The sequence below is a fragment of the Chlorogloeopsis sp. ULAP01 genome (assembly GCF_030381805.1).
GTDB lineage: Bacteria > Cyanobacteriota > Cyanobacteriia > Cyanobacteriales > Nostocaceae > Chlorogloeopsis.
This window is the reverse complement of record NZ_JAUDRH010000011.1, coordinates 218,645-244,301: the sequence shown is the minus strand read 5'-3', so window position 1 is coordinate 244,301 and position 25,657 is coordinate 218,645. Positions and strand designations below refer to the sequence as shown.

Sequence of the window (25,657 nt, the reverse complement as noted above, 5' to 3'; positions counted from 1 at the left end):
TCTATTTCTAGAAACTTGGCTTTTCATACAGCAGCAAAGAGAGAAAAAAATCAACTATAAAAATTAGCACCCAAGTTGTGACAACTGCTGCTGTAGCTGATTCGCCTACCTGTTTTGCTCCACCAATAGTAGTTATTCCCCAACTACAACCAACAACAGCAATCATCAAGCCAAAAATTAGTCCCTTGAACAAAACTATAAACACATCTGGTATCACTAAAAAATTTCTAACTGACTCTAAAAATACCTCTGGAAGTATTTGGTAAAACTGTTGGGCTGCAAAAACACCACCTGCAATACCTACTACTAAACCGATGATTGTTAAGATTGGCAGCATTAAACTACAAGCAATTACCCTTGGCAAAATCAAATAATCGATTGGATCAGTTTTCAGCATATGCAGTGCATCTATCTGCTCTGTCACGCGCATCTCACCAATTTCGGCAGCGAAAGCAGAACCGACTTGCCCTGCAATAATACTAGCGGTCAAAATAGGTGCTAATTCTCGGCAGAATGCTAAAGCAAAAGCCCCTCCCACTGTACTGACTGCGTCAAATCTTACTAATTCTCTGGCAGTTTGAATGGTAAAAATCATACCTGCAAAACCATTAACCAATAGTACAGGTAAGATAGAGGCTGGTCCTACTGCGATCGCATGTTCGAGAATTTGGCGGTGGCATGTCTTTCCCTGAAGCAAATGCAGCCATACTTGCCCTACTAGCAGGATAGTTATACAAAAACGGATCATCCACGATTGCTGGTAATGCCCAAAATCTTTTTGTGTTTTCAATTTTCCTGCCACTTCCAAAAGAACATTTGTGTTTTAGCTTACTTTACAGCCAAGGGCAATCAGACAGGTATAGTCGGTGACAGGGGATAGGGTTAAAAGTTCTTTGGTGTGTGAGTTTTATACTTGGGCTACTGCTATAAATTATTACTGGCATTCCTATCCATGCACCATCTGCTCAATCCCTCGATCAATTAAATCTATACCCTGCTGTACCGTTTCCACTAAAGTCAACTGTCCCCGCAACTCTGCCGCACCCACAAAGCCTTTAGCATACCAAGCCATGTGTTTGCGAGCTTGACGAATACCGCGATCGCCTTTGTATTCCCATAGTGCCTGCAAGTGTTCTTTGGCACATTCTAGGCGCTGAATTGGTGTTGGTGGCGGTAGCTTTTCCCCAGTTTTGAGAAAGTAGTCAATTTCACCCACCAAATACGGATAACCCAAAGTGCCACGAGAACACATTACACCATCAGCACCAGTTTGCTCCAAACACTGCACTGCCGATTCCACCGAGAAAATATCACCGTTGGCAATTACTGGAATCGAAAGCACTTCTTTAACACGACCAATCCATTCCCAGCGAGCATTACCATTGTAACCTTGGGCGCGGGTGCGGGCATGGACTGTAATCATTTGCGCTCCCGCATCTTGCATTCGTTTGGCAAAATCGAGGATATTAATTTTCTCATCATCCCAACCAATACGAGTTTTAACAGTTACAGGCACATCTGTTGCTTGTACCACTTCTCGCACTATTGCCTCAGCTACCTCTGGTTGCCGTAACAGTGAAGAACCGCCACCTTTGTTGGTAATTTTATTTACCGGACAGCCCATATTGATATCAATTGTATCTGCACCTTCTGCTACCGCTTTTTGTGCTGCTTCAGCTAAAAAATCGGGACGACAATCAAACAACTGAATACTAATCGGTTGTTCGTTAGAGTCTACTTCCATGATTTTCGGCATCTGCTTGAGGTGGTGTAACTCTGTAGCATTCACCATCTCTGTATACATCATGGACTCAGATGCATAGCGACGCACCAGACGACGAAATACTAAGTCAGTCACCCCCGATAAAGGCGACTGCAAAACCCGACTATTCACCTCAAAATTGCCAATTTTTAGAGATGATGAGAGTCTAGTTTTGAGAGTAGCAGAGAACATAAACGATTTTGGGTTTCAAAAGGGTAGATATTCAATAGTATTCCATCCAGTTCAGAGGCTTGTGCCATTGGATGAAGAAGTACTGCAAGACACAAGAGATTGCCAAGAGCCACCAGATGTGGTGTTGGCTGTCAGCTCCACCTCACCTGTTTTATTGATCGCCCATCCAGTAATTTCGATAATGGGTTCTGGCATAACAATAGTTGGTTTAGTATTGATAGATTTATGAGGACGATTTTCTTGCTCGTCGTTGAGAGTAATTAAATTTACTAACACCGTGTCAGGTGTGAACATATCATAAGGATTGGGTGGTAAACCGCCGCGTGCGGTAATAGTTAATGAGCTAAGTCTTTGTCTGCTGCCAGAGCTACACCTTGTGTCAATTTGATTTGCAGCATCAACCAGATTTAGGGGCAGTTGCCATAATCCATTTTTAGGATCAATATCCAGTTCGTTGATTTGCACCGTACCATTGAGTTCAGAACTTACCCCTGTAGCAGTAATGTCACTTGTTTGATCGGATGCCACATTTTGGAACTGTGCGCCGAAGATTCCTTGCGTGTTAATCACAACCCTACCTCCTCGGAAGTTAGCAGAATTAGCGCTGATATCGCTATTTTCAAATGCTGCTAAGACATCTGTGTCAATCTTGATGTTGCCACCGATGGCATTAGTACCAAAGGCGTTAGTGGTGATTTGGCTGCCACGACGTAATATTAAATCTCTAGAGTCTATGATAATAGTTGCCTGCTCTTTATTGGGGTCAGTGCTGATACTTCGGGTATCGGCGCTCAAGGTAGCTTTATTATCCAAACGGATAGAGCGAGCATTGATATTAAGGTTGCCTGCTTTGCCTTTTCCTTCGCTGCGAACAGTTACTATACCTTTATCCGCCACCAGCAATTTACCAGTGTTAATCGTTAAATCTCCTGCATCCCCTGTTACACCTGGCAAAGAACGTGTAAATAAACCACTGCTAGATTGATTATCAAAGGAGGTGCCAATAACTTGCACAGAGTCAGTAGCATTCACAGTCACATTTCCCCCCTTTCCCGAACCAAAGGTGCTAGCACTAATCCGCGCCCCATCCCGTACAACCAACTTATTAGTGTTAATAGTTATGTCACCTGCTGCACCAGTTGCACCTGTGGCACTAGAAGCAAACAAACCGTAGAAACGAAAATTGGGTAAGCTACCAACAAGTTGCACAGAATTACTAGCATTAACAATTAAATCTCCCCCTTTCCCCGAACCAGATGTGCCAGAACTGATTAATGCTCCATTCCGAACCAGCAAGTCACGAGTATTAATTGTGAGATTTCCCCCCTCCCCTGTTGCACCTGGGTAAGCGATCGCAAACAAACCAGTATCTTGCCCGCTATTGGAACTACCAACAATCTCTATGAACTCACGAGCATTCACAACCATTGCACCGCTTGCTTGTGCTCCCAAAGTGCTTGTCTCGATTTGAGAACCATTAGTGACGGTGACACGTCTGCCTGTTACTTGTATATCGCCGCTACCTTTACCACTGGCATCAACTATTGCCTTTTGGAATAATTGAATATCGCCAAAGTTTTGCACAGCATCATAACTCAAGGAAAAACCTTTGGCGATCACACTCAGGCTAACAAAACCTTGTCCTGATACACTGCCCAATTCTATACGTCCGCCAGCAGTCTTGAGTGTTGCTCCCTCAAAGCTAATATCACCGCCAACCAATGCTAAAGTTTGGTTAGGCTGAACTCGTAGAGCATTTGTAGTATCGATAACAGGAGAATTTGCCGTTCTTCTTCCCTTACTATCACCTTGTACTTGAATTTTTCCGGGATTTGCTCCGTATTGCAAACCAATTGGAACGCTGATAGTCAAAACAGAAGTAAATTGGGGATTAGTTGTGTTGAACTCCAAACCATCAGCAAATTTCAAGCTACTCGCCGTACTACCAATAAACGAGCCACCGATATCTAATCGCGCATTTTGACCAAAAATAATCCCATAAGGGTTAATTAGAAACAGATTAGCGCTGCCATTAGCTTTGATTAACCCATCAATGTTAGAGATTGAACCACCCGTTACCCGACTAATAATATTTTGAATATCTGCACCATTATTGAAGAAAGCAGCACTACCACTTGGAATCGAAAATTCTTTGAAGCTGTGGAATAAGTTGCTGCCAGCTTGAGTTCCTCCCTCAATCAGACTGGTACTACCTTGAGGAGTGACTATAGAATTATTAGGTAGCGTCTCATCCGGAATAATTTGGGCAAAAGCGCAATTGGCAAACAAAGCACTGATGCCACCCATAGCAATTAAGAACCAACTCGAACAAGTACCAATCTCGGACATTTCACTCTTTCAAGCCAAACATTTACGAATGGTCTAATTAACGACGCTTAACTTTCATTCTCAGGCAAAAACTTTTATACGCAACTCATTATTTCATTAAATTGACGCAGCTGAACACAGATGTCGTCACAATGCATCAACTGCTTGCTGCGATCGCGCTTGATATTTTTCTACCAAATTTAATATCACAACACACCTAACAACGCTTGCCTAAACCCTATTGCACTCTTAAAATAAATTTCTGGCTTCTCCACCAACGCTAAATCAATTACCTCTGCTAGTTTTTGCGGAATACTTGCATTACGCTGGCGGATAGGTACAGGATCATTTTGCAGCACTGCTAAAAATGGATCGCCGCCTATGAAGTTACGCGGGAAATATCCGGTTAGCATATTGTACAGACATGCAGCAGTAGCCCACACATCTACTTCTGGTTGGACATATTTATAATTAAGTAACTGCTGGCGACACATCAAAACGGGAGTACCTGCTTTAGTACCTGTTAATGTTTGACCGCTTAAACCTGCTAAATCAAATGCCTTTGCTAAACCATAATCTCCGATTTTAGCTGTTAGCTTACCATCAACATTGCACAAGAAAATATTACTTGGCTTCAAGTCGCGGTGAACCAAACCTCTACCTTTACCAAATCCACCATTCCTCAGCTTAACATTCGGAATTTCTGCGTTGTGGGCATATTCTAAGCCATCTAAAACTTGGAGAATAATTGGTATGGCAATATCTAGTGATAATCGTCCTCCCTGTCGCTGCATTAAATCCCCAACAGTTCCACCCTCGCAATACTCCATTGTAAAAAAGAAAATATTCTCAGAGTAACCATAATCCAGCAACTTTACAACATTTGGATGTCGCAAAGCTTTAGTATTTTCTGTCTCTCGCATAAATATTTGCACAGCCCAATCATTTGCAGCCACCGCAGGTAACATTACCTTCAGTGCAACAAATTTTCCTGTTTGATTATGCTGTGCTAAATAAACCTCTCCAAAACCACCTTTTCCTAATATCTGGATAATGCTATAACCGTGAATTGCTATTAGGTTTTTGTCTCCACCCTCAGCTAAACCCAACAGGTGTTTAACGTATTGCAATAAATTAGGTACTTGCGTTGGATTTTGATTAATATTATGAACATCAACTGTAGCAGGAAAGAAATCAGGAATTTTGAGTGATTCTAATTCAACTTCAATTCCAACTACAAACACCGTATTACCAAGTTTAATTTCATCTCCATCTTGCAAATCATATTCTGGAAATTGTAACTTTGCGACTTCTGCTGGAGTTTGGTTGGGTTGGCGTTGCCCTATTTTTTGACCGTTAACATAAGTGCCATTTTTACTACCAAAATCCCGCACGCGAATAGCTGGCGGGTTGATATCTAATAAGCAGTGATAGCGTGAAATAGTACGATGATCTTCATCATCAGGTAATTGTGGATTGCAGTCTTTTGACCTGCCTATGATACAAGTAGTGCGGGAGTCAAAAATATATTGTCTTCCTTGTAATTTGCCTTCGGTAATCGTGAGGGTGATTTTGGCAGGCATTTGATTTGGTATTTAATTGTATGTGTTTTTACGGCATTAATTTTTATTGTAGTCAGTTTTAGCCTTATCCTATAGCATTCCTAAATCATTCGTGAGAAACAAGATCCCCGACTTCTTCAGAGAAATCGGTGATCTGGATTTTATTATAAGAATATAAGCCTACAGATATCGTGAGAAAAAATGAGAGCGCAAGAAGTCATGGGAAGCGTTGACGAAAACGGTACACTGTGCTTGGATGAACCGCTAACAGTGCAAAAGCATAGCCGTGTTAAGTTAAGCTCATCCCCCGACTGAAGTCGGGGGGATTCCGCGGGCCGAAGTGAATTGGGAATTGGGCATTGGCCAATGCATGAATGCCCCTTGCCCCAAGACAACGGACGACGATTCTGAGCGCCCCTTAAAGGAACGGGCTTCCCCGTCGTCTTTTGGTGATTGTGCTGTTTGTGGAAGATGATATAGATGAAGATGATGAATCAAAAGAGTCTGTATTAAACAACAGTCTCCGCACTTCATTGCAAGAAGCAAAAGCTGGCAAAACCAGAGCTGTTTCAAAACTCTGGGATGGAATTGATGCAGAGTAAACCACCTCAGTTCAAGTTAATTTTACAGATGAATTTCAGCGTCGGCTACGCACTCTATCCAAAAAGTATCGCCACATTCGGTCTGATATTCAACCAATAATTGCACAACTGCAAGCAGGAGACTTTGTTGGCGATCAAATATCTGGATCAGGGAACACTGTTTTCAAGGTACGAGTTCGTAATAGTGATATCCAAAAAGGTAAAAGTGGTGGTTATCGCCTCATCTATCAGCTTGAATCACCTACAATGGTGATCCTCCTGCTAATTTATTCCACAAGTGAACAAGCAGATGTTGCAGCAGAGGAGATTAAGTTAGTTATCGAAGAGTTTCAGAAAAATAGTGGTAGTGGTTCGTCGGCAATAAATCAAAAATAGTTGAATAAATAATTTTCTAAACAAAATATTAAGTAGGGTGTGTTATATCAAGTTCGCATGATTAGTTATGATTACCATCTTGGTGTTACCCCTCCCTAACCCTCCCCTTACCAAGGGGAGGGTACCGTTAGGTGGGTGGGGTGCTTAAAGATTTATAAGTAATAAAGATTTATAAGTAATTAACTGAACTTGATATTACGGCACAAGATAATTCAAGATGGCGAGAATAAATATTTTTGCCGTAACGCACCATATGATCTCGGTGCGTTAAAGCGCAGTGTAACGCAGCCTACGGGAAGAAATCGAAAAAGTAGCAGAACCATTTATCTTTAGCTAACTGTTACAACCCCAGTTTCGTTCCCAAGCTGGAGCCTGGAAACGAGGAGTCGTACTACAAAATCAAAACCATTCAAGGGACAAAAAACCCTGACTCGCAGTGCCAGGTATTGGAAAGCCAGAACCCGCAAGACTTAGTGGAGAGTGAAGCGTTTCAAAATTTTAATTAAAATCCGTAAGTCTTAATATGTTACATTTTACAAGTCTCGACGCGAGAGAAGAGACGCACAGAACGTAATAACCACGTCCACAAAATTCGCTCATGGGGTGACGGGAGATGTCCCTGAGGTGCTTTTAGGTCAAAAGTAATATCAGTGTAGTGCATCCATCCTTCGTTCTTTCTCCAACCAATTGCGTCGCCGAAAGCTTCCCAAATTTCTTGGTTGTACTCTTTAGTTCCACCCAGACTTTGATAAATGCGCTTCTGCACAGAGAAGCCAAAGCGCCCATTGCTGTATTTTACCCAAAGTTGGTCAATTGTGCGGAGGTCTTCACAGGGAAAGTTATCAATGCTTTCATTATCAAGGCAGCCTTCCCTTTCTCTCCTTGCTACTGCTAGCATGACTCGTGTCGTTTCTTCATCAGCGGCTCTCCACTTTTCTGCGGCAAGTAAGTCACGCAGTCGAGTATAGTCCGTCTTCGCGGTTTTTAGCTTAATACCATCATCAGATTTTGGTGGGGTTGCAATATTTTGTGATGGTTGATTTTGGATTTTTGATTTTGAATTAGGGATTGATGCTTGAGGAGTTGGAGTATTGACCTTTCTGGGCAACACTAATCCTAACCACTCCCGCACTGTCTGCACTCTATCTTGCGGTTCCAAAGCCATCCCTTTGAGAATCGCCTCATTTACCCGATCGCTAATCTGGGAGTTAAATTGTTTTGGTGGTGGTAACTGCGCGTACTTGCGAAAATTAGCAGGAATAGGTACTTCCGCAGTTAGCAAAGTATACAGTGTTGCTGCTAAAGCATAAACATCTGTGCAGGGAGCAAAATTACCGCGTCGTTCGTACTGTTCAATAGGTGCATAACCTTCTGTCTTCGCATTGGTCATGCTTCCTGTTCTTCCTATAATAAATTCGCGGGTAAGACCAAAATCAATTAATACTACTGATTGCGTGCTTTGCCGCAAAATAATATTGTTCGGCTTCACATCCCGGTGTAAAAACCCCTGTTGATGGACATATTCTAAAGCTTGTCCAATTTGGTTAATGTAGCGTAGGGCTTCATCTTCCGGTAACTGCCCGCGTTTACTCACATAAACGGCTAAATCTTGCCCTTCAATATATTCCATCACCATCCCCCACAACCCAGCCTCTCGGATCATTTCGTAAACTTGAACAATGTGGGGATGACTACAGCCTCGCAACCGCAACGCTTCATTTACAAATTTTTCTTGTTGTTCTTCAAAGTCAGGTTGGTTTTGCTGGATGGGTTTGAGAGTTTTAATCGCAATTATTTTACTTGTGTTGTTATCTATGGCGCTGTAGGTGACACCATAGCCACCACCACCAAGAATTTTTTGGATAGTGAATCTACCGTTTTTTAGACTTTGGTTGGGTTGCCAATATTGCATTTTCTAGCTTGCAGTTGCGGGCTATATAGTGAGCTTAATATGAACCTGTGGAAAATATTTTAAAAAAACAGATAATTTTTGGTTGTATTTCTCCCGGCTTTTCTACATATTGTGCCAGTAACAATCCCTTGCTTTGCTTCTGTATCTGAGCAGTTTTTATCTTCAGTTATACAGAAGCGGATTCTTTTCTCTAAAAGACTGTTGCAGTTTTTCAATCAAAATTGAAATCTTAAAGCGGTGCTTACGGCTAATTATCACTCTCTCAAACTCCCAAATCTTTACATAGCAGTAACACACCCTACGTTTTCTTCACCAAGCAGATGTCGTAGGATGCGTTACGCTAGCGTAACGCATCCTACACTATATTTTCTAGCCGTTTGTTTATACGCCCTACTTGATTATTAGTGTCGTCTTGCTGTTTTGCCTTTACATTGCCATGCTATTTTATGACATCAGTCTGTGATGTTAATGCGGTGGTTTGTCATCTTAATACATCAATCTGTGATATTGATACATCGGTCTGTGATGTCAAAACATCGACTTGCAAATATTAACTTGGACTCTCTGACCTTATTCAAGTTAACTATTTTACTTTACTGATAAATTTTTTGTTGTAATGGGTACGTTAAATATATACCTTAACACGTATACATATATGCCTTTACAAAATACAACAAACCGTTTGCGCCCTCAAATTATTAATCAAGATATTGACTCGTTCCACGGTTTACAAACTATCAGCACCTACAACACAACTCGTGCTGATGCTTCTGAAGCAAATTTACAGGTAGCTTATCAGGCTATGTTAACTCAGCAACAAGCCGAAACCGAGAAATTAGCTTTATACCGTGCTGCTGCTGATGCCGCTCGATTAGCAGAATGGGAATTTCACAATGCTATATTAGCGATGAAAGAAGTCGTGCGCGGGCAATATGGATCGGACAGCGATCAAGCCCAGGCAGTTGGACTTAAGAAAAAATCCGATCGCAAACGTCCTAGCCGTAAAAAGTCGGTTGCGGTTGTAAGTTAATTAACTTCATGAGTTTGTGTAGGGCGATCGCTTTTTCTCGAAGAGCGATCGCTATTGGGCAAAGAAGGACGGGTGATATCCCCGCCCCACAAGAAAATCAGTTATTTATCGCAACGTCATCAATATTTGTGATGGTTTCGCATAGCTTTATTGATTTTCTTCCAGCGTTCTTTCTCGGCTAATTGCGCCCGTTTGTCTTGTTTGCGAACAAGATAGTTAAGTTCTTTTTGCAATTTTTGGTAGCTGAGAAATCTTGAAAAATCAAGTTCTCCCTCAAGTAATGCTTGTTGCACTGCACAACCGGGTTCATGGTTGTGCTGGCAATTACGAAAACGGCATTCTGCGGCTAAGCTTTCAATGTCTGCAAAGGTTCCTTGCAAGCTTTCATCACCTGCCCAAATTTGAATTTCTCGCATTCCTGGAGTATCGATAATTAAGCCGCCTGTCGGCAGTAATATCAATTCTCGATTTGTAGTCGTGTGTCTACCTTGATCGTCACCTCGACGTACTGGTTGCACAGCTTGCACTGATGCACCTTTGAGTTGGTTGGTAATTGTAGATTTACCCACACCAGAAGATCCTAATAAAGCAACTGTTTGTCCTGGTTGCAGGTATGATTGCAAGGCATCCAGCCCTTGATGATTGGTGGCACTCAATACTAGAATTGGTACTCCCAGGGCAACGGCTTCAACTTCTGAGACACTCTCTTCTAAAGAGTTGCACAGGTCGGCTTTATTTAAAACTATGACTGGATTTGCGCCACTTTCCCAAGCCAGAATCAGATAGCGTTCAATTCTTCTGGGGCTAAAATCGCCATCAAGTCCACAAACCAAGAACACGGTGTCAATGTTAGCTGCAACAATTTGTTCTTCGGTTTTACTACCAACGGTTTTTCGTGAAAACTTGCTTTTTCTCGGCAAAATTCCGTGAATGGTAGCGCGTCCTTCTGACTCTCGCGCCTGCACGATCGCCCAGTCCCCAACAGCGGGAAAGTCTTGCGGTTGAGTAGCTTGATGTCGCAATTTACCTGTAACTTCTGCTGTTAGTTCGCCCTGCTCGCTATAAACGATGTAAGTTTTTCTGTATTCAATCGCAACCCTACCAACACTAAAACCTTGTTGACTATAGGGTGCAAAACTGTGAGTAAAAAAGTCACTCCAGCCTAAAAAATCCAAATTCATTGATATTTCCTCGATGTGTGCTGCTTGTTATGAACAAGGCGCACAGAGGCGGACACTTTTGTAGATGAATTTCTCTAGTGTCTGTAAATTCGAGCATCATTCCTGTAAATAGAGAACTGAACGAAAATCTCTGCGCCTTGTTTTGGTTAATTTTTTGAAGGGAACCCGGACGGCTAGTAATTCAGTCATCATTCTTCCTCCCTGATGTAGTACAATAATAATCTACATTACTACATTATCTGATTTCGGCAAAACTGGCATTAAATACTATGATGGCTTGGTTAGTAAAGGTAATGCCCTCATCAATCAAGTTGAGTAAATAGCAAGAGAGCTTTTTTATTTACAAATCGTACTGCTATGTACAAATTTGCCGCTGCTTGGGAAAATGAGCCAATTGTATTTGGTGCTGCCAAACCCGGATATTCCAGCACGGAGGTACATGATTGGATTGAATTCATGAAGCGCTCTGGCATCAAGAGAGTTTGCTGTCTTTTGAGTGAGCAGCAACTAGCTCGTTACTCGGATCTTCTAGGCAGATATCAACAGGAATTCGGGAGCAATCATGTTTGCTGGACACCGATTGAAGATTTCCATTTATGTGATCGAGAAACACTCACCCAGAAAATACTTCCCTTTTTAGCAGCAGCAGATAAGCAAGGTGAGAAAGTTGTTGTACATTGCTCTGGTGGCATCGGACGAACTGGACACGTGCTAGCTGCTTGGTTGGTTAGTGGTAGAGGATTGTCTAACAAAGCTGCGATCGCTGCTGTGAGGAGAACGGGCAGAAATCCCTATGAAGCTGCGATCGCTTCTGTAATGCGAGGAAGAAATCCGTTTCAAGTTGTAGGGGAACTCCATGCACTTCTGAATGAGTGCCGTCTCACAGCTAGAGATTGGGTGTAATAAGGAAGTTATCTGAATCTTGCACTTGTAGGCAAAAACCGTTGCCCAGAAGATGTAAAGTTAACTACCTAAAAATAAATTTTTATGAATAATTGCGTAAAGTTGGGAACTAAACCAGAAAAACAATAGGGATTGGAAATTTTTGCTTTGGTGATATACGAAGCAAAAATTACATTTAATTTTTGACTTGGAGTCGAAACTGGTGAAAAAGTTTCTTGCATTTATTACAACAGCAATTATTGCTTGTATTTCCATTGCCAGTATCACAGCAGCAGTTGTGACTTGGGATTCTTGGGTACATACAAAAACTTCAATAGCTGTAGCTCAAAAAACTAGCGCTTGTCCTGCTGATTCAAATAAAAGGTGTTTGGATATTGATGTTTACGAAGCTTTAAACATCATCCCAAGAGAAGATAGACTGTTAATCGAGCCAGCACTTAGAGCTTCCTACAATGGAAATTCCTCTCCTCCCAACCCACTAGTTATTTATCCAGGGGACTCGGTCTACTTTTTTATTAGCCCTCAATACTTTTTACCTGCATCCTATGAACTACTTGTCACCGATGAACAAGGTCAAGAGAAAAGAGTAAAATATGTCCCTCATGTCGGCGCAGGTAAGATGTGGCCACTCCTATATCCTGGTTCGTCAAGACCTATTTATACAAATAACAAAGTTACATTTAACTCTGGTGACTCATTTAATCCACAGCAAGTCACAAAAGAATTCGCACACGCAGGAGTCACGGATGATCCTCCTTCGCCAACTTCTGCTCAATACTTGATTTCCAGTGGCCCCATCACCTATTACAATCTAGGAGAATTTGTGGCAACGGCGCGGGTTCAAATGATCAGACACTTTTGGACGAATTGTTCTCCTGCTAACTGGGCATTTGTACCCAACACAAATGATTTGTGTACTCCTGGACAAAACCCAGAAGTACATAGTAAGTCCGATGAAGACAAGCTAATTGACATCACCGTTTCTCGCCTGATCAAAGTAGCTCCTCCTAGTTTCCCCATTGCTCCCTTTCCTCCTAACATACCGTTTCAGGATTTGGACAGGCGCTGACTTTAAGCAATTTAGTAGCAACTGTCTTCTGCCATCTGCCTACTTACCCTACCTAGCCCTTTCAGTCCTAACGCACCGAAAATCTAGGATGGTGCGTTGCACTACGCGACAACACACCCTACAAAACTACAAAACTCCAGTAAGCATCAATCCTCAGCAGATTGCTTACTGCTCCAAAAAAGTTGAAGTGCTGACTCATCAAATATGTAAGCTGACTCACTATCCCTAATCACCCGTTTGCCAAGCCGAGGAAAAACGCCAACATCTAAGCGTCCTGCTTCTCCACCTATCAAGTATATAAGGTCTTCATTAAATGGATTACGAAGATGATGGGGTTGTTGGGGTAGCCCAAATCCCATGAAGTCTCCTGGTTCAACTTCGTATGACCTATCTCCAATTTCCGCAATACCTCGACCTGACAATATATAAACCCATTCTTCTTCATTTTGATGAGCGTGATAAATGAAAGATTCCTTACCCGGAGGTACACGAGCAATCGTCACACCAATGCGTTTAAGACCGACAGCACGCCCAAGGAACCGTAAATAAATTTCTGAATTGGGATTGAGCGGATGATGAAACTCAAACGCATCCATTGAATTAATGTCTGCTGCTTTTAGCAGAGAATGTTGTTCATCAGTCACGTTAATATCCTCCTATCAAGTTGGCAAACGGTCTGAACACCACAACAAAGCCTAAATTTACTTATTATCTCTGCTCAACCGCACCTAAAGCGAACAAAGTTGATTTCTGTGCCTCTGTCAAACCTCTAACACCGTAAATATTCATTCCCTCGTAAAGACGTTCTGCTCTCAATGTTTGGATGCACTCTTGCGTTTCTACATCCCATAATTTAATTACAGCATTGCCATCACCACTAACTAGGATGTTACCTTCAGGACTAAAGTCAACAGACATTACCCAAGTATCGTGTCCTGTTAAAGTAGCAATGCACGAACCTGTCTTGACATCCCAAAGTTTGATTGTGCCGTCGCTGCTACAACTGGCAAGAGTAGCACCACCTGGACTAAAAGCGAGCGCCCAAATCCATTCTTGATGCCCTTTAAGTATATGAATACACTCACTTGTGTTGACATCCCACAGTCTAATTGTGCGATCGGCGCTACTAGCTGTGGCGAGAAGCAAACCATCTGGGCTGAAGGCAACCCACCAAGTCCAACTATCGTGTCCTTCAAAGGTTTGGCAGCACTGTTTTGTCTCTAAGTCCCATATCCTTACTGTTTTGTCGAAACTGCCTACTGCCAATTTTTTACCATCTGGGCTAAAGGCTGTTGACATGGTGATGTGTTCTGCAAAGGTATGTAAAAGTTGACCTTTTGCTACATCCCACAATTTAATTGTATGGTCATAGCTAGTGCTTGCCAGAATACGACTATCTGGACTGAAAGTTACGCTTGTTACCATACCTGTGTGTCCATGCAAAACCTTCATACACTGACCATTTACTACATCCCATAGCCTGATTGTTTGGTCAGCACTGCCACTTGCTAAGATACGTCCATCAGGGCTAAAGTTGACTGCAAAGATAAAATCTGCGTGACTGCCTAAACTGTAACATTTGCCATCTGGTGTCCATAACCTCACTATGCCGTCTTCACCACCACTGGCAAGTACCCATGCAAAATTTGCATGACGAACGGGACTGAAAATCACTGAAGAGAACCAGTTTTGCCTGCCTTTAAGCATTCGCACACATTCTCCGCTAGCTATATCCCATAGCCTGAGCGAAAAATCATCGCCACCAGTAACGAGTAATGTTCCTTGGGGATTGACGGCATTGACATAAACTGCATTAGTATGTCCTTGCAAAGTTTTCAGACATTCCCCTGTAGCAACATTCCACACCCGTACTGTTCGATCTAAGCTGGAGCTAGCAAGAATATTGCCGTCACCGATAAAGCAAATTGTATACACTCCATTTGTGTGTCCTTTGAGGATGTCAACACATATACCTTTTTCTACATCCCAAATTCTCACAGTACCGTCTAAGCTGCTACTGGCAAGCATACCTTGAGTACTAAAATCGACAGATCTAATCCAATCAGTATGCCCTTGCAAAGTTTTGATACAGCGTCCAGTAGTAATATCCCAGAGCTTAATTGTGTTGTCATCGCTGCCACTGGCTAAGATCCCCCCAACCCCCCTTATTAAGGGGAGCCAGTGCGTTGCGGAGAGAAGCGCCGTGCGGGGGTTTCCCCCGTTGGGGCGACTTCGGAGGGTTTCCCCCGTTGTAGCAACTGGCGTGGGCAAAGGACTCAAAGCTACAGCCCAAACTCCGCTAGTATGTCCTTGCAAGACTTTGATGCATTCTCCCGTACTTGTATCCCAAATTCGGATTGTAGAATCTGTACTGCTGCTAATTAATTTGTCACCATCAAGGGTATATATTACAGTACGAACTCCATCGCTGTGACCAAGAAGGGTTTTTAAGCACTGTCCAGTCTTGATATCCCAAATTTTAATGCTTCTGTCTTCTCCTGCAGTAGCAAGCATCCTACCATCTGGGCTGAATACAACTCCCCAAACAATGCCCAAATGTCCCTGATAAGTCATTAGCGGTTGGCTGCTAACAACATCCCATAAGCGAATATAACCATCGGTGTGTGTGGTTGCCATTGTTCTGCCATCGGGGCTAAATGCCGCACCCATTGCTGTTGAGAAGGTTTTGGCAAACACCGACTGAGAGATATTGGCATGGGCAAAGTTAACTTGCTTGAGAGAAGTATCTTGAAGATAGGCTTGCCGAATTGTCAAATAGGAAAAATCATAGCCAGTTAAATCAATTTGGAGGTAAGACAAGAGGTTAATAATATTACCTGCTGCGTAACCAGGTTCGCCCAAAAGTGAGGAGGTAGGAATGATTGGTTTATTTTCTTGTTTTTGATTCTCCTGCTGCCATGTTTTGAAAGTCTGTTCTCGTAATTGATTTGTAATTTGAGCGAGTAGAGTAGCGATCGCTTGTTTGCTCCGCACTAAAATCAGTAGTTGCTCTATGACTGGTTGCAGAATAAGTTTTGTTTGGGCAGCCCTAATATAATCTTTAGCAGTTGCTTTCATCAAAGCATAGCTGTTGAACAAGCATTTCTCGTCTGTTCCCCACTGTTCAATCTCTGCACACACCTGTTGAATAAAATTGTCTATGACATACTCCATCACTACAGGTTGCAGGGTAAATTGTATAGGGGAGTGAGGAACTGAGATTTTTTCGATTAAACTTCGCCTTGCCAAAGATTCTAAAGCTTCCAGCAGGTTCATGGAAGTTACGGGCAAAACTAAATCGGCACGCAATTCTATTAGATTTACTGGTTCTCGATTGATTGCCAGCCAGTAAATTAAGTCTTTTTCAACTGCTGAAAGTCGATTAAACTGCTGTGTTAAGAGTTCGTAAATGCTACCAAAAACTTTAGTGTCTTGAGCGAGAAATTCTGCAATATCTCCATTAAATAACTCTTGAATTGTAGTAGCTATGATTTTGAGAGCGAGGGGATTGCCTGCGTAATGTTGAATTAACTCTTGGCAACGAGAATCACAGCTGTAAAAGAAACTTTTAGTTCTCACCAATTCTTGAGCAGCGATCGCGCTCAAACCCGATAATTGCAAAGAACGAACTGGTAGTGTTTCTCCTTCTAAGGCTACGATTTCTTGAGGCTTTTCTCGACTTGTCAGTACCACACAGCTTTGATGTGCCGTCTCTCCAATTTGCTGTAACAGTTGTCCGTAATCTTCATATCCAGCTTGATAATGCCCGGTGCGATCGCCACTTGCCAAAATCGATTCTGCATTGTCTAATACCACAAGCGTGCGATGCGATCGCAAGTGTGCCATAAATTGAGAGATAAGTACTATATCCCCTAAATTTTCTGATAAGTTAACAGGTTGCCCGTCGGCAAAAAACTGAAGCAAATTACTCAACAATTCTCTCAGTGGCGGGCTGTTGCGGAGACTTCGCCAGACTACAAACTCAAACTGCTTTTGAAGTTGCTGTGCTAACTTTACTGCTAAAGAAGTCTTGCCTATGCCACCCATCCCCAGCAAAGCGATCAGTCGGCAGCGATCATTTACTACCCAATACTCTAATTTACTCAACTCCTCCGTACGTCCAAAAAAAATCGAGACATCAGGTGCCTCACCCCAATCTGCATGATTTTGGATTTCTCCCCTACTTCCTATCTCCGCGTCTTCTTGATTCCCCGCGTCTCCTTCATTTCCTGCTCTCACAAAATCACTTTTCGTCAGTTGCAACCCAAAGGCTCTAAAGAAGTATTCAAGGGTTTGCTTATCAACTCCCTCTTCCCTTGCTAAAACTTTAGAGACAGTAAAGGGAGCAAGCTGAGTACGGTAGCTCAACTCTTCCAGAGTTAATTTGGCTCCGTCATTTTCTACAATCTCTACTTGATGTCTAGCTGTTTGCAGCTTATTCCATCCTTGGAGATTAAGAATAACACCACGTCTGCGTCTTTGCTTGTACACTTCCATTGGCTTACAAGGCTAACGCCAAGTTGATATTAATTTTATTGGTTTTAAGGCAAGGTATGAACTTGCCCTAAATTTTATACAACCTAACCACTGCTAATTTCGATTTTGTCTGTATTTCCAAAGATTGCAGACCTTTTAGTTGCTTGTATGTAACAAAAGTTAACTTATAGCTTAACACCATTAATCGCCCTGCTCACCAATATCTGATTCGTTTAGCTCACGATAACGGCAAGCGGCTAGGCTTACTTGCATAAGCGAAATATCCAACTTAAGTTAGCACCTTAAAACCTTTATCTTTACTGGCACGTCTCCAAAAAACGTCAGAAACTAGAGCTATCAGCAGAGGAGTGGGAGAGGGGGAGATGGGGAGATAAGGGAAAGGAACAGATGAGGGAGATAGGGAAGATGGGGAGGATGGGGAAGAATTTACTCTTATCACTTCCTCAACTCCTTTTCCCCGTGTCTCCGTGTCCTAATTCCCTTCTGCCTTTTTCCAACTTTTGGAGACTCAAACGATGACTGACACAATCATCAATCCCATAGAACGTCCACAAGTAACGCAACAATTATCTGAAAACATTATTTTAACTACTGTAGATGACCTCTACAACTGGGCGAAAATGTCCAGTTTGTATCCTTTGATGTTTGGCACAGCTTGCTGTTTTATTGAGTTTATGTCTGCTTATGCTTCTCGCTTCGACATGGAGCGATTTGGGATGATTCCCCGTACTACTCCCAGGCAAGCAGATTTAATTATTACCGCAGGTACTGTGACGATGAAATATGCTCCTACTTTGGTGCGAATCTACGAGCAAATGGCAGAACCTAAGTATGTCATGGCAATGGGAGCTTGCACAATTACGGGTGGGATGTTTAGTGTTGATTCTCCCACGGCTGTTCGTGGTGTAGATAAGTTAATACCTGTCGATGTCTATATACCAGGATGTCCACCTAGACCAGAGGCAGTGATTGATGGAATAATTAAGCTGCGTAAAAAAATTGCTAATGAAAGTATCCAAGAGCGGCAGGTAAGTCAACAAACTCACCGTTACCACAGTATTTATCACCAAATGAAGGTAGTACCTCCAATTAACGATGGGCAATATTTGAAAAGTCCCCAAAGAGAGGCTCCACCCAAGGAGTTAATAGAAGCAGTGGGATTGCCATTGCCTTTGTTACAACAAGAAACTGTTACCAAGGAAGCATAAAAATCAGAACTTACGCGCGAGTTATGGAATAATAAACTGCTCCAGGCACGGAGTCAAGAGGATTTGAGAGAGATTTTGCGTAAGTCCTAAAATATTGAAGTGTGGTTGGAAATTTTTTGGTGGGATGCGATCGCATTACAGTCGGAACAAAGACTGGATTGTACAGTCACAAGCCCTAAAATCTAAAACCACCAGATGAAGACTTTTTGTGGAGCCGTTATCATCCTTGGTGCGATCGCTATTGCGGGAGCTAATCCTCTGTTGGCAAAAGTTGAAACATTCTCAGCCCAGCGATCGCCAATTCTAACAAAACCTACAGAACAAGCTTCAAGTTTCCGATTGCCCGCTCCCAGTGGTACTTATTCAGTAGGTGCAACTACTTACTATTTGGTTGATTCCTCTCGCAAAGAAACCTATAGTTCAGAGATTTACAACTTACGGACACAAAAGCCAGTTACAACTCCACGAGCCACGGATCGTCGAGAGTTGATTGTCTATATTTGGTATCCTGCTAAAAGTAAACCAGCAGCTAAAACAATTCCCTATATTGATGAAGGCTTTGCTCTCGCGACTGCTGATGGTATGGGAGCAAATTTTGGTGTGTCGCCAGAACAATTTGTTGAGTTAGTCACTCGCACTATTCAAACAAATGCTGTTCCAAAAGCAGAGCTTGCCAATGCATCAAAACGATATCCAGTTGTAATTTTCTCACCTGGTTTTGGAGCAACGCCTAAGTTATACACAACACAGCTTGAGCAGCTTGCTAGTTACGGTTATATCGTTGTTGCAGTCAATCCCACCTATGAAGTACCAGTTTTGTTTCCAGATGGGCAGGTGATTACTCAATCTTCCGTGTTTAATTTTTCATCTGCTAATAAACAAACCGAACAAAGAACTTTTAATCAGGCAGTTGCAATCAGGGCAAAGGATATTATTTTTGTGCTGAATGAATTAAACCGCCTCAATGTCAAAGATCCGCAAAGACTTTTTACACAACGTTTAGATTTAAGTCGAGTCGGTATTTTTGGACATTCTTTAGGTGGAGATACGGCAATTGAGGCGATGTGGCGCGATCGCCGCTTACAAGCAGGCATCAATATAGACGGTGGTAGTTATGGTAGGCTTCTGAGCATTGGAAATAAAGACAGTTTGAATCGCCCTTTTCTAGGGATATCTCATGATGGCGCAGATGATGCGTTGCGATTGTTTTATCAACGCCAAAAAAATAACGCTTACAGGCTAACTATAAAGGGCAGCAAACACACCACATTTACGGATTGTGGGTTAATCCTGCCTGCATTTTCAGCGTATTCGACAACTCAAGTAGAATCGCAAATTAAGCAAGCGATCGGTTCAATTGAACCTGAACGAGCAGCCAACATTATCAGTGCCTACACATTAGCATTCTTCGACCAGTATCTAAAAAATAAGAGTAAACCTTTGCTTAAGAAGGCTTCACCTGAATATCCGGAAGTACTGATTGAATCTCGCAAGTAGCGGCAGCATAGGAATTTGATGAAGTGGATGGTTGGGAGTTCATAGTAAATATTTAAGAAGGTTTACTTTAGCAATCCTATTTGAGTTGTGTATTTATTTTTAATAAACCGCAAAGAGCGCAAAGAAAAGAAGAAAAGAGAAATGAAAGAGCTACTATGTTATTTAGAATTGCTATATGAATCATGTGAATGTCTATCAGGATTTAACTCTACAAAACATATGTTCATTTTTAAAAGAAATTATTAGTTAATAAAAAGATATGTATGTTAAATATTTTCCAGAAAATCAAAACACTTATAAATTATAAAACCTCTGATAACTTAGGAGATTTTGCTATTCTCAAATCTGATTTTTTTGGTGCTAAAATTAATCCTATTGTTGCATCTAAATTGCAACAGGTGGTAGGATACCATCCTCCAATTGATTTAGAAAAATTAAGCCAATATCCCCAAAATACTTTTGGACGACAATATGCAAATCACATGAGAGAAAATAACCTCAAGCCACTGAAAATTAGTTCTGAACTAGAGGATGTAGCCAAACGCAATACATTTGCGCTTCGATATGTAGTTACGCATGATATTTTTCATGTTTTGTTAGGCTTTGATACTAGTTACGCTGGAGAAATAGGTGTTCTTGCTTTTGCTGCCGAGCAAAACTATAGCAAATCATTAAAAATTAGTTTGTGGTTTGCCAAGTTGCTTTATCCTATTCTCGCTCCTTGGCAAATCAAAGCAATTTTTGGAAATTTGAAAAAAGGACAAGAATTAGGTAAAAAAGCAGAATTTTTATTAGGGTATCGTTTTGAAGAACACTGGGAAGAATCGATTGAAGAGATTAGGAAAAGATTAAAATTACCGCAAATTTCATCGATTTCACAGCCATTGAGTACAGTCAGTTGACAATCACCCTGGGTAAGATTGCGATCGCTTCTTTACTAGCAATCAAATCAGAGACAAATTGCTTGTTGATAAAAATTTTTCATGATTTGATGATAATTTAATTTACACTTTTTTAGCTAAGTCTGGTAAGATTGCTGAAAGCAAAAGTTCAATTATGCTCCTCACACCACACCGCCGCTCTCTTGTGTGCTAAAGGCAAGGGAGCTTTTTTATTGAGTTATGATAAGCAATCCAGATACCTGCTTGAAATCAATTAGATTGTGACATTTAATGAACTGTCTACTATAAACATACATATATTGCTGTCATACTTGCCTTGTGCAGATGAATTACTCCAGACATTGAATTAACTGCCTACATGAAGTTACTACCTGGGCAAGCTTCAAATTACATTTAAAACAACTACTATATTCAATCATTGGCTTTGCGAAGTTGCCAATCAAGCCTATGTCGAAAAGTCCCCTAATACCCCAACCACAGCAAAGTGAAACACAAGCATCACTCTTGCCACCAGTCACCGAAGAAACAATCAACAGGGCAATAGACGGTGTTGCCTATGCACGCGATCGCCATGCCAATGAGATGATCCGTCAAGCACTATTGTCACAAGAAGCAGTTATTGAGGGTGGATCAGAACGCAAAATTAGCGGTGAAGTTCGACGCAGAGTACTACGAAGTTTAATTCACGCCTTATTTCAAGTCAATTTAGAGTTTCCAGAACTAATTCCCACAACCCCAGCTTTGGTTGTAGCGAATCATCTTAACCACATAGATCCATTTCTTTTGCTGTCGGAGCTACCAGCGCATCCTTACTATCACATCTTAGGTGACGCTCGCACACTTTATAACCAATGGTGGAAGCGCCAATTTCTTAGACTTGCAAAAGGAGTCATACCTATAGAACGTATCTGGAAAGAAGAAATAGCTGTCATTGAAGCTGCAAAGGCAGGGCGAGACGATTTGGCTGAATTAGCAACAAATATTGAAAAATATGTTCCTCAAGGTAACTCGATAGAAACTTTACGACGTGTAGATCGCATTGCCCAAAACATTTTTGCTCGTGGTGAGGGAATTATTTTGTTTCCTGAGGGAAGACTTGGCAATATTGAAGGGCAGTTGTCTGTACCTCTCAAACGTGGTGCTGCAATTTACGCTTTGCGTTCTGGAGTACCGATTTTACCCATAGCACTCATTGGGACTCAAGACTTGTATTTTCGTAAAAAATTAACAGTACGTATTGGCAAACCATTAGTATTTCCCCAAGCTAACCGTCCAAAAGCACAAGAATCACAAAAAGCCACTGATGAATTAGAAGCAGCACTAATCGAACTTTTGCCCAAAGACTACCGAGAACCAGAAGAACCAAAGTTTTTACATCACTTTCTCAATCATATGTTTTGGTGACTCTTAAGTAAGTGTGAAATCTTATTTCCGGCTTCCCCAATTCCAAGAGCCTGAAGAGATTCAGTAGAGTATAATCCAAGGGTATCTATGGAACTATATATAAACCCCTCCAGACAAGCATTATGTCTGATAGCAATGTTGGCAAGCCCGCGCTAAACTATGTAGCGGTTAGCGGCAATAAAATGTCAAAATAGTATATCTGTTCTATTAAAACTTCCCACGCAAAACTCCCTAAATCCGTATAGATAGAGGTAGGAATGGCTGTTAATACTGAAAATGCTGGCAAGCAAAAAGCGCTTAATATGGTACTCAACCAAATAGAGCGTACTTTTGGCAAAGGAACAATCATGCGCTTGGGTGATGCCACCCGGATGCGAGTAGAAACCATTCCCAGTGGGGCGCTGACTCTCGATCTGGCATTAGGCGGTGGTTTGCCCAAAGGACGGGTAATTGAAATTTATGGGCCGGAAAGTTCCGGTAAGACGACACTCGCGCTACATGCAGTCGCAGAAGTGCAAAAAAATGGTGGCATTGCTGCTTATGTAGATGCAGAACATGCCTTAGATCCTACCTACGCTGGAGCTTTGGGTGTTGATATCGAAAATTTGCTAGTTTCCCAACCAGATACTGGAGAAGCAGCTTTAGAAATTGTTGATCAGCTTGTGCGCTCTGCTGCGGTTGACATTGTAGTCGTTGACTCAGTGGCAGCACTAGTTCCCCGTGCGGAAATTGAAGGCGAAATGGGTGATGCTCACGTTGGTCTTCAAGCAAGATTAATGAGTCAAGCTCTACGTAAAATTACTGGCAACATTGGTAAATCTGGTTGCACAGTTATTTTTCTCAACCAGTTGCGGCAAAAAATTGGTGTTACTTATGGCAACCCAGAAACAACTACTGGTGGTAACGCCTTAAAATATTACGCTTCTGTACGCTTGGATATTCGCCGGATTCAAACCCTTAAAAAAGGCTCGGAGGAATTTGGTAACCGCGTCAAAGTCAAAGTCGCTAAAAATAAAGTCGCACCACCTTTTAGAATTGCAGAATTTGACATTATTTTTGGTAAGGGTATCTCTACCTTAGGTTGTCTTGTTGACTTGGCAGAGGAAACTGGCATACTTACACGAAAGGGAGCTTGGTATAGCTACAACGGTGATAATATTTCTCAAGGTCGAGATAACGCGATTAAGTATCTAGAAGAAAAAGCAGAATTTGCCGAACAAATTAAGCAATTAGTACGGGAAAAATTAGAAATGGGAGCTGTTGTTTCTGCTAATTCTGTCAGAAAGACAAGCGAAGATGAAGAAGATATTGAGGATTATTCTGAAGAAGAATAAAACCTTATTGTTTTGTCAGTTGTAAATACAAAGAGATATTCAGAACTTCGGAGGGTTCCCGACATTGTAGCAACTACCGTACACATTGTAAGGTTTGGCTACCTTTAGTTAGGTAGCCTTCATGAACTGCATACACCAAAAGGGTATTGGGGATTGGGTATTTAGTTTGGGCAAGCGCGAATAAGGAATTGGGCATTGCCCTAAGCCCCATCCTCTAGTCCCTATTTATTCCTTCTGTCCTCTGGCTTTTTTAAGTCACAAGCAGAGGAGAAGTATCATAACAAACCTCGCTTACCATTCGGGCGTACTGTCATCCAATTTATCTTTGCCAGTGCTAGTTGTTCTTCAGAAAGTTTTGCACCAGTAAGATTAGCACCACACAAATTAGCTCCTCGAAGGTTAGCATTCTGGAGATAAGCATAGCTGAGATCTGCACCTCGTAGATCTGCTCCTTCTAAATCGGCATTACCAAGAAAAGCTTTGCTTAAATTTGCATCCTTAAGATTAGCTCTATTGAGACTAGCTTGCCCAAAATCACTACTGTGGAGATTAGTTCCTTGGAGATTAGCTCTTTCCAATTGAGAAGAATGGAAATTTATTTCTGATAAATTCGCACCTTGCAAATTAATTAGACTTAAATTGTGAAGGGCAAAATCCCGTCTACCTTTGAGATAAGCTGTCAGTAGGCTTTGGTTATCTAACTGTCGCATGACTTTAGACTTTTGCTGTTGGGAATCATTGCACTTGCTAGCCAAAGTTGACGTTTTTGTCGTTACAACTCGTTGCTGCGTCTTCCCCATATGCACAATACCAGTACCTTCCGTTGCTTTAGCTCGTCTAGCGCGAATTGCTGCTGCTATCTGTGCCACACTTAAACCAGAAACATTAGCACAAGAGTTGCCAGAATCTTCCGGATATTGATTTATTTGGTCTTTAGCATCTCCAGAAGATTGAACCATCATACTTTTTGATAAACTTTCCAGGTATGGTTCGAGATCTAGTGCTCTAAGTACTTCTTCGGATGTTTTATAGCGATTGCGTACTGATATCTCCAGCATTTTCCGCAGTACCTCTACGAGGTGATCGCTTACTTGCACATGAGATTCCCAAATCAGCTCGCCTGTTGTGGGATTGTATTCCAAATCTTTAGGAGATTTACCAGTTAGTAAATAAATACACGTTACCCCTAAAGCATAAATATCACTAGCATAGACCGGTCGCATTGCCATTTGCTCTGGGGGTGCAAACCCAGGTGTTCCAATCGCATATGCAGTTAATGCCGTTTGTTCTGATTGATTGACTGTTGCTTGGGTAACTTGATTTTTGACAGCTCCAAAGTCTATGAGAACTAATCTACTATCTTGAGCGCGGCGAATGATGTTGGCTGGCTTAATATCACGATGGATCACCTTATGCTCGTGTATATATTGCAGTAATGGCAGGATCTCACTTAAGAATTGCTTAACTCCGGCTTCACTAAGAATTCCAGTTTGTTTGACCTCTTGCTGTAAAGTGGGACCACTAATGTATTCCTGAACTAAGTAAAATTGTTGATGTTCTTCAAAGTAATCTAGCAATCTAGGTACTTGGGGGTGATTGCCAATCTTGCCCAAAGTTACAGCTTCTCGCTCAAACAGTTCGCGTGCCATTTGCAAAACGTGGGGTGTGGTTCCCGACGGACGTAATTGCTTAATCACACAACTCGGTTCGCCTGGTAAGGCTTCATCAAAGGCAAGAAAGGTTGCCCCAAAGCCACCTTGTCCTAAAGCTTTCTGTACCCGATAGCGATCGCGCAACAGTAGTTGTGAGCCACAAGACTGACACCTATCGCTATAAGCTAGATTTTCTGGATTCGGACAGTTAGGATTTAAGCAGTAGCTCATGCGCTGTCAACTCGCT

At 41.8% G+C, this 25,657-nt stretch carries 19 protein-coding genes; 10 read left to right on the top strand and 9 right to left on the bottom strand.

The window, feature by feature from the left end:
- Positions 1–7 precede the first annotated feature (7 nt).
- The 4 genes from QUB80_RS22150 to QUB80_RS22135 form a co-directional block, all read right to left on the bottom strand.
- Entirely contained in the window at positions 8–748 is a 741-nt protein-coding gene (locus QUB80_RS22150; protein ID WP_289791704.1) for an MlaE family lipid ABC transporter permease subunit, read from the bottom strand.
- Between the two features lie 198 nt (positions 749–946).
- Complete coding sequence (gene dusB / locus QUB80_RS22145) at positions 947–1,954, bottom strand: tRNA dihydrouridine synthase DusB (RefSeq protein WP_289791673.1); 1,008 nt, start codon at positions 1,952–1,954, stop codon at positions 947–949.
- 51 nt (positions 1,955–2,005) lie between these two features.
- A complete protein-coding gene (locus QUB80_RS22140) occupies positions 2,006–4,303 on the bottom strand; it encodes a two-partner secretion domain-containing protein (protein ID WP_289791672.1) in 2,298 nt (765 codons plus the stop codon).
- Between the two features lie 185 nt (positions 4,304–4,488).
- Positions 4,489–5,865 (bottom strand): protein kinase domain-containing protein, encoded by a 1,377-nt coding sequence (locus QUB80_RS22135; RefSeq protein ID WP_289791671.1) that lies wholly within the window; start codon positions 5,863–5,865, stop codon positions 4,489–4,491.
- Between the two features lie 425 nt (positions 5,866–6,290).
- On the opposite strand from QUB80_RS22135, the gene QUB80_RS34930 reads away from it, so the two are divergent.
- Together QUB80_RS34930 and QUB80_RS34925 are read left to right on the top strand one after the other, a co-directional pair.
- Positions 6,291–6,446 (top strand): hypothetical protein, encoded by a 156-nt coding sequence (locus QUB80_RS34930; RefSeq protein ID WP_336622335.1) that lies wholly within the window; start codon positions 6,291–6,293, stop codon positions 6,444–6,446.
- A gap of 246 nt (positions 6,447–6,692) precedes the next feature.
- A complete protein-coding gene (locus QUB80_RS34925) occupies positions 6,693–6,821 on the top strand; it encodes a hypothetical protein (protein ID WP_336622334.1) in 129 nt (42 codons plus the stop codon).
- Between the two features lie 526 nt (positions 6,822–7,347).
- Here QUB80_RS34925 and QUB80_RS22125 read toward each other — a convergent pair.
- On the bottom strand, positions 7,348–8,733 hold the full coding sequence (locus QUB80_RS22125; protein WP_289791670.1) for a serine/threonine-protein kinase: 1,386 nt from the start codon (positions 8,731–8,733) through the stop codon (positions 7,348–7,350).
- Positions 8,734–9,388: 655 nt separating this feature from the next.
- Between QUB80_RS22125 and QUB80_RS22120 the strand changes: the two genes are divergently transcribed.
- Positions 9,389–9,763 carry a hypothetical protein gene (locus tag QUB80_RS22120; protein ID WP_289791669.1) on the top strand — a complete coding sequence of 125 codons (375 nt, stop codon included), beginning with the start codon at positions 9,389–9,391 and terminating at the stop codon, positions 9,761–9,763.
- Positions 9,764–9,882: 119 nt separating this feature from the next.
- Here the strand turns inward: QUB80_RS22120 and rsgA are convergent, their stop codons facing one another.
- The gene (gene rsgA, locus QUB80_RS22115; RefSeq protein WP_289791668.1) at positions 9,883–10,944 is read right to left on the bottom strand and encodes a ribosome small subunit-dependent GTPase A; all 1,062 of its coding nucleotides are present in this window, start codon (positions 10,942–10,944) and stop codon (positions 9,883–9,885) included.
- A gap of 357 nt (positions 10,945–11,301) precedes the next feature.
- On the opposite strand from rsgA, the gene QUB80_RS22110 reads away from it, so the two are divergent.
- Positions 11,302–11,847, top strand: coding sequence for a protein-tyrosine phosphatase family protein (locus QUB80_RS22110; RefSeq protein ID WP_289791667.1), 546 nt, complete (start codon positions 11,302–11,304; stop codon positions 11,845–11,847).
- A gap of 202 nt (positions 11,848–12,049) precedes the next feature.
- On the top strand, positions 12,050–12,916 hold the full coding sequence (locus tag QUB80_RS22105; protein WP_289791666.1) for a hypothetical protein: 867 nt from the start codon (positions 12,050–12,052) through the stop codon (positions 12,914–12,916).
- 146 nt (positions 12,917–13,062) lie between these two features.
- On the opposite strand, the gene QUB80_RS22100 is transcribed toward QUB80_RS22105, so the two are convergent.
- Both QUB80_RS22100 and QUB80_RS22095 read right to left on the bottom strand, forming a co-directional pair.
- Positions 13,063–13,560, bottom strand: coding sequence for a cupin domain-containing protein (locus QUB80_RS22100; RefSeq protein WP_289791665.1), 498 nt, complete (start codon positions 13,558–13,560; stop codon positions 13,063–13,065).
- Between the two features lie 64 nt (positions 13,561–13,624).
- Positions 13,625–17,413 carry an eIF2A-related protein gene (locus QUB80_RS22095; protein WP_289791664.1) on the bottom strand — a complete coding sequence of 1,263 codons (3,789 nt, stop codon included), beginning with the start codon at positions 17,411–17,413 and terminating at the stop codon, positions 13,625–13,627.
- Between the two features lie 515 nt (positions 17,414–17,928).
- Between QUB80_RS22095 and nuoB the strand changes: the two genes are divergently transcribed.
- From nuoB to recA, 5 genes are all read left to right on the top strand, one after another.
- Complete coding sequence (gene nuoB, locus QUB80_RS22090) at positions 17,929–18,621, top strand: NADH-quinone oxidoreductase subunit NuoB (protein WP_289791663.1); 693 nt, start codon at positions 17,929–17,931, stop codon at positions 18,619–18,621.
- A 195-nt stretch (positions 18,622–18,816) separates the two neighbouring features.
- Positions 18,817–20,118: an alpha/beta hydrolase family protein gene (locus QUB80_RS22085; RefSeq protein WP_289791662.1), complete on the top strand. Its 1,302-nt coding sequence runs from the start codon at positions 18,817–18,819 to the stop codon at positions 20,116–20,118.
- A gap of 263 nt (positions 20,119–20,381) precedes the next feature.
- The gene (locus QUB80_RS22080; RefSeq protein ID WP_289791661.1) at positions 20,382–21,020 is read left to right on the top strand and encodes a Coq4 family protein; all 639 of its coding nucleotides are present in this window, start codon (positions 20,382–20,384) and stop codon (positions 21,018–21,020) included.
- 447 nt (positions 21,021–21,467) lie between these two features.
- Entirely contained in the window at positions 21,468–22,424 is a 957-nt protein-coding gene (locus tag QUB80_RS22075) for a lysophospholipid acyltransferase family protein (protein ID WP_289791660.1), read from the top strand.
- 257 nt (positions 22,425–22,681) lie between these two features.
- A complete protein-coding gene (gene recA, locus QUB80_RS22070) occupies positions 22,682–23,758 on the top strand; it encodes a recombinase RecA (RefSeq protein ID WP_289791659.1) in 1,077 nt (358 codons plus the stop codon).
- 275 nt (positions 23,759–24,033) lie between these two features.
- Here the strand turns inward: recA and QUB80_RS22065 are convergent, their stop codons facing one another.
- Positions 24,034–25,641 (bottom strand): serine/threonine-protein kinase, encoded by a 1,608-nt coding sequence (locus tag QUB80_RS22065; RefSeq protein ID WP_289791658.1) that lies wholly within the window; start codon positions 25,639–25,641, stop codon positions 24,034–24,036.
- Positions 25,642–25,657: the final 16 nt, after the last annotated feature.

Bases quoted from the DNA above. Each gene is read 5' to 3' on its own strand.
- QUB80_RS22085 (WP_289791662.1), top strand. From the start codon at position 18,817: ATGAAGACTTTTTGTGGAGCCGTTATCATCCTTGGTGCGATCGCTATT.
- QUB80_RS22095 (WP_289791664.1), bottom strand. From the start codon at position 17,413: ATGGAAGTGTACAAGCAAAGACGCAGACGTGGTGTTATTCTTAATCTC.
- QUB80_RS22110 (WP_289791667.1), top strand. From the start codon at position 11,302: ATGTACAAATTTGCCGCTGCTTGGGAAAATGAGCCAATTGTATTTGGT.
- recA (WP_289791659.1), top strand. From the start codon at position 22,682: ATGGCTGTTAATACTGAAAATGCTGGCAAGCAAAAAGCGCTTAATATG.
- QUB80_RS22135 (WP_289791671.1), bottom strand. From the start codon at position 5,865: ATGCCTGCCAAAATCACCCTCACGATTACCGAAGGCAAATTACAAGGA.
- QUB80_RS22140 (WP_289791672.1), bottom strand. From the start codon at position 4,303: ATGTCCGAGATTGGTACTTGTTCGAGTTGGTTCTTAATTGCTATGGGT.
- nuoB (WP_289791663.1), top strand. From the start codon at position 17,929: ATGACTGACACAATCATCAATCCCATAGAACGTCCACAAGTAACGCAA.
- QUB80_RS22125 (WP_289791670.1), bottom strand. From the start codon at position 8,733: ATGCAATATTGGCAACCCAACCAAAGTCTAAAAAACGGTAGATTCACT.
- QUB80_RS22065 (WP_289791658.1), bottom strand. From the start codon at position 25,641: ATGAGCTACTGCTTAAATCCTAACTGTCCGAATCCAGAAAATCTAGCT.
- QUB80_RS22120 (WP_289791669.1), top strand. From the start codon at position 9,389: ATGCCTTTACAAAATACAACAAACCGTTTGCGCCCTCAAATTATTAAT.
- dusB (WP_289791673.1), bottom strand. From the start codon at position 1,954: ATGTTCTCTGCTACTCTCAAAACTAGACTCTCATCATCTCTAAAAATT.
- rsgA (WP_289791668.1), bottom strand. From the start codon at position 10,944: ATGAATTTGGATTTTTTAGGCTGGAGTGACTTTTTTACTCACAGTTTT.
- QUB80_RS22080 (WP_289791661.1), top strand. From the start codon at position 20,382: ATGTTAAATATTTTCCAGAAAATCAAAACACTTATAAATTATAAAACC.
- QUB80_RS22150 (WP_289791704.1), bottom strand. From the start codon at position 748: ATGATCCGTTTTTGTATAACTATCCTGCTAGTAGGGCAAGTATGGCTG.
- QUB80_RS22075 (WP_289791660.1), top strand. From the start codon at position 21,468: ATGTCGAAAAGTCCCCTAATACCCCAACCACAGCAAAGTGAAACACAA.
- QUB80_RS34925 (WP_336622334.1), top strand. From the start codon at position 6,693: ATGGTGATCCTCCTGCTAATTTATTCCACAAGTGAACAAGCAGATGTT.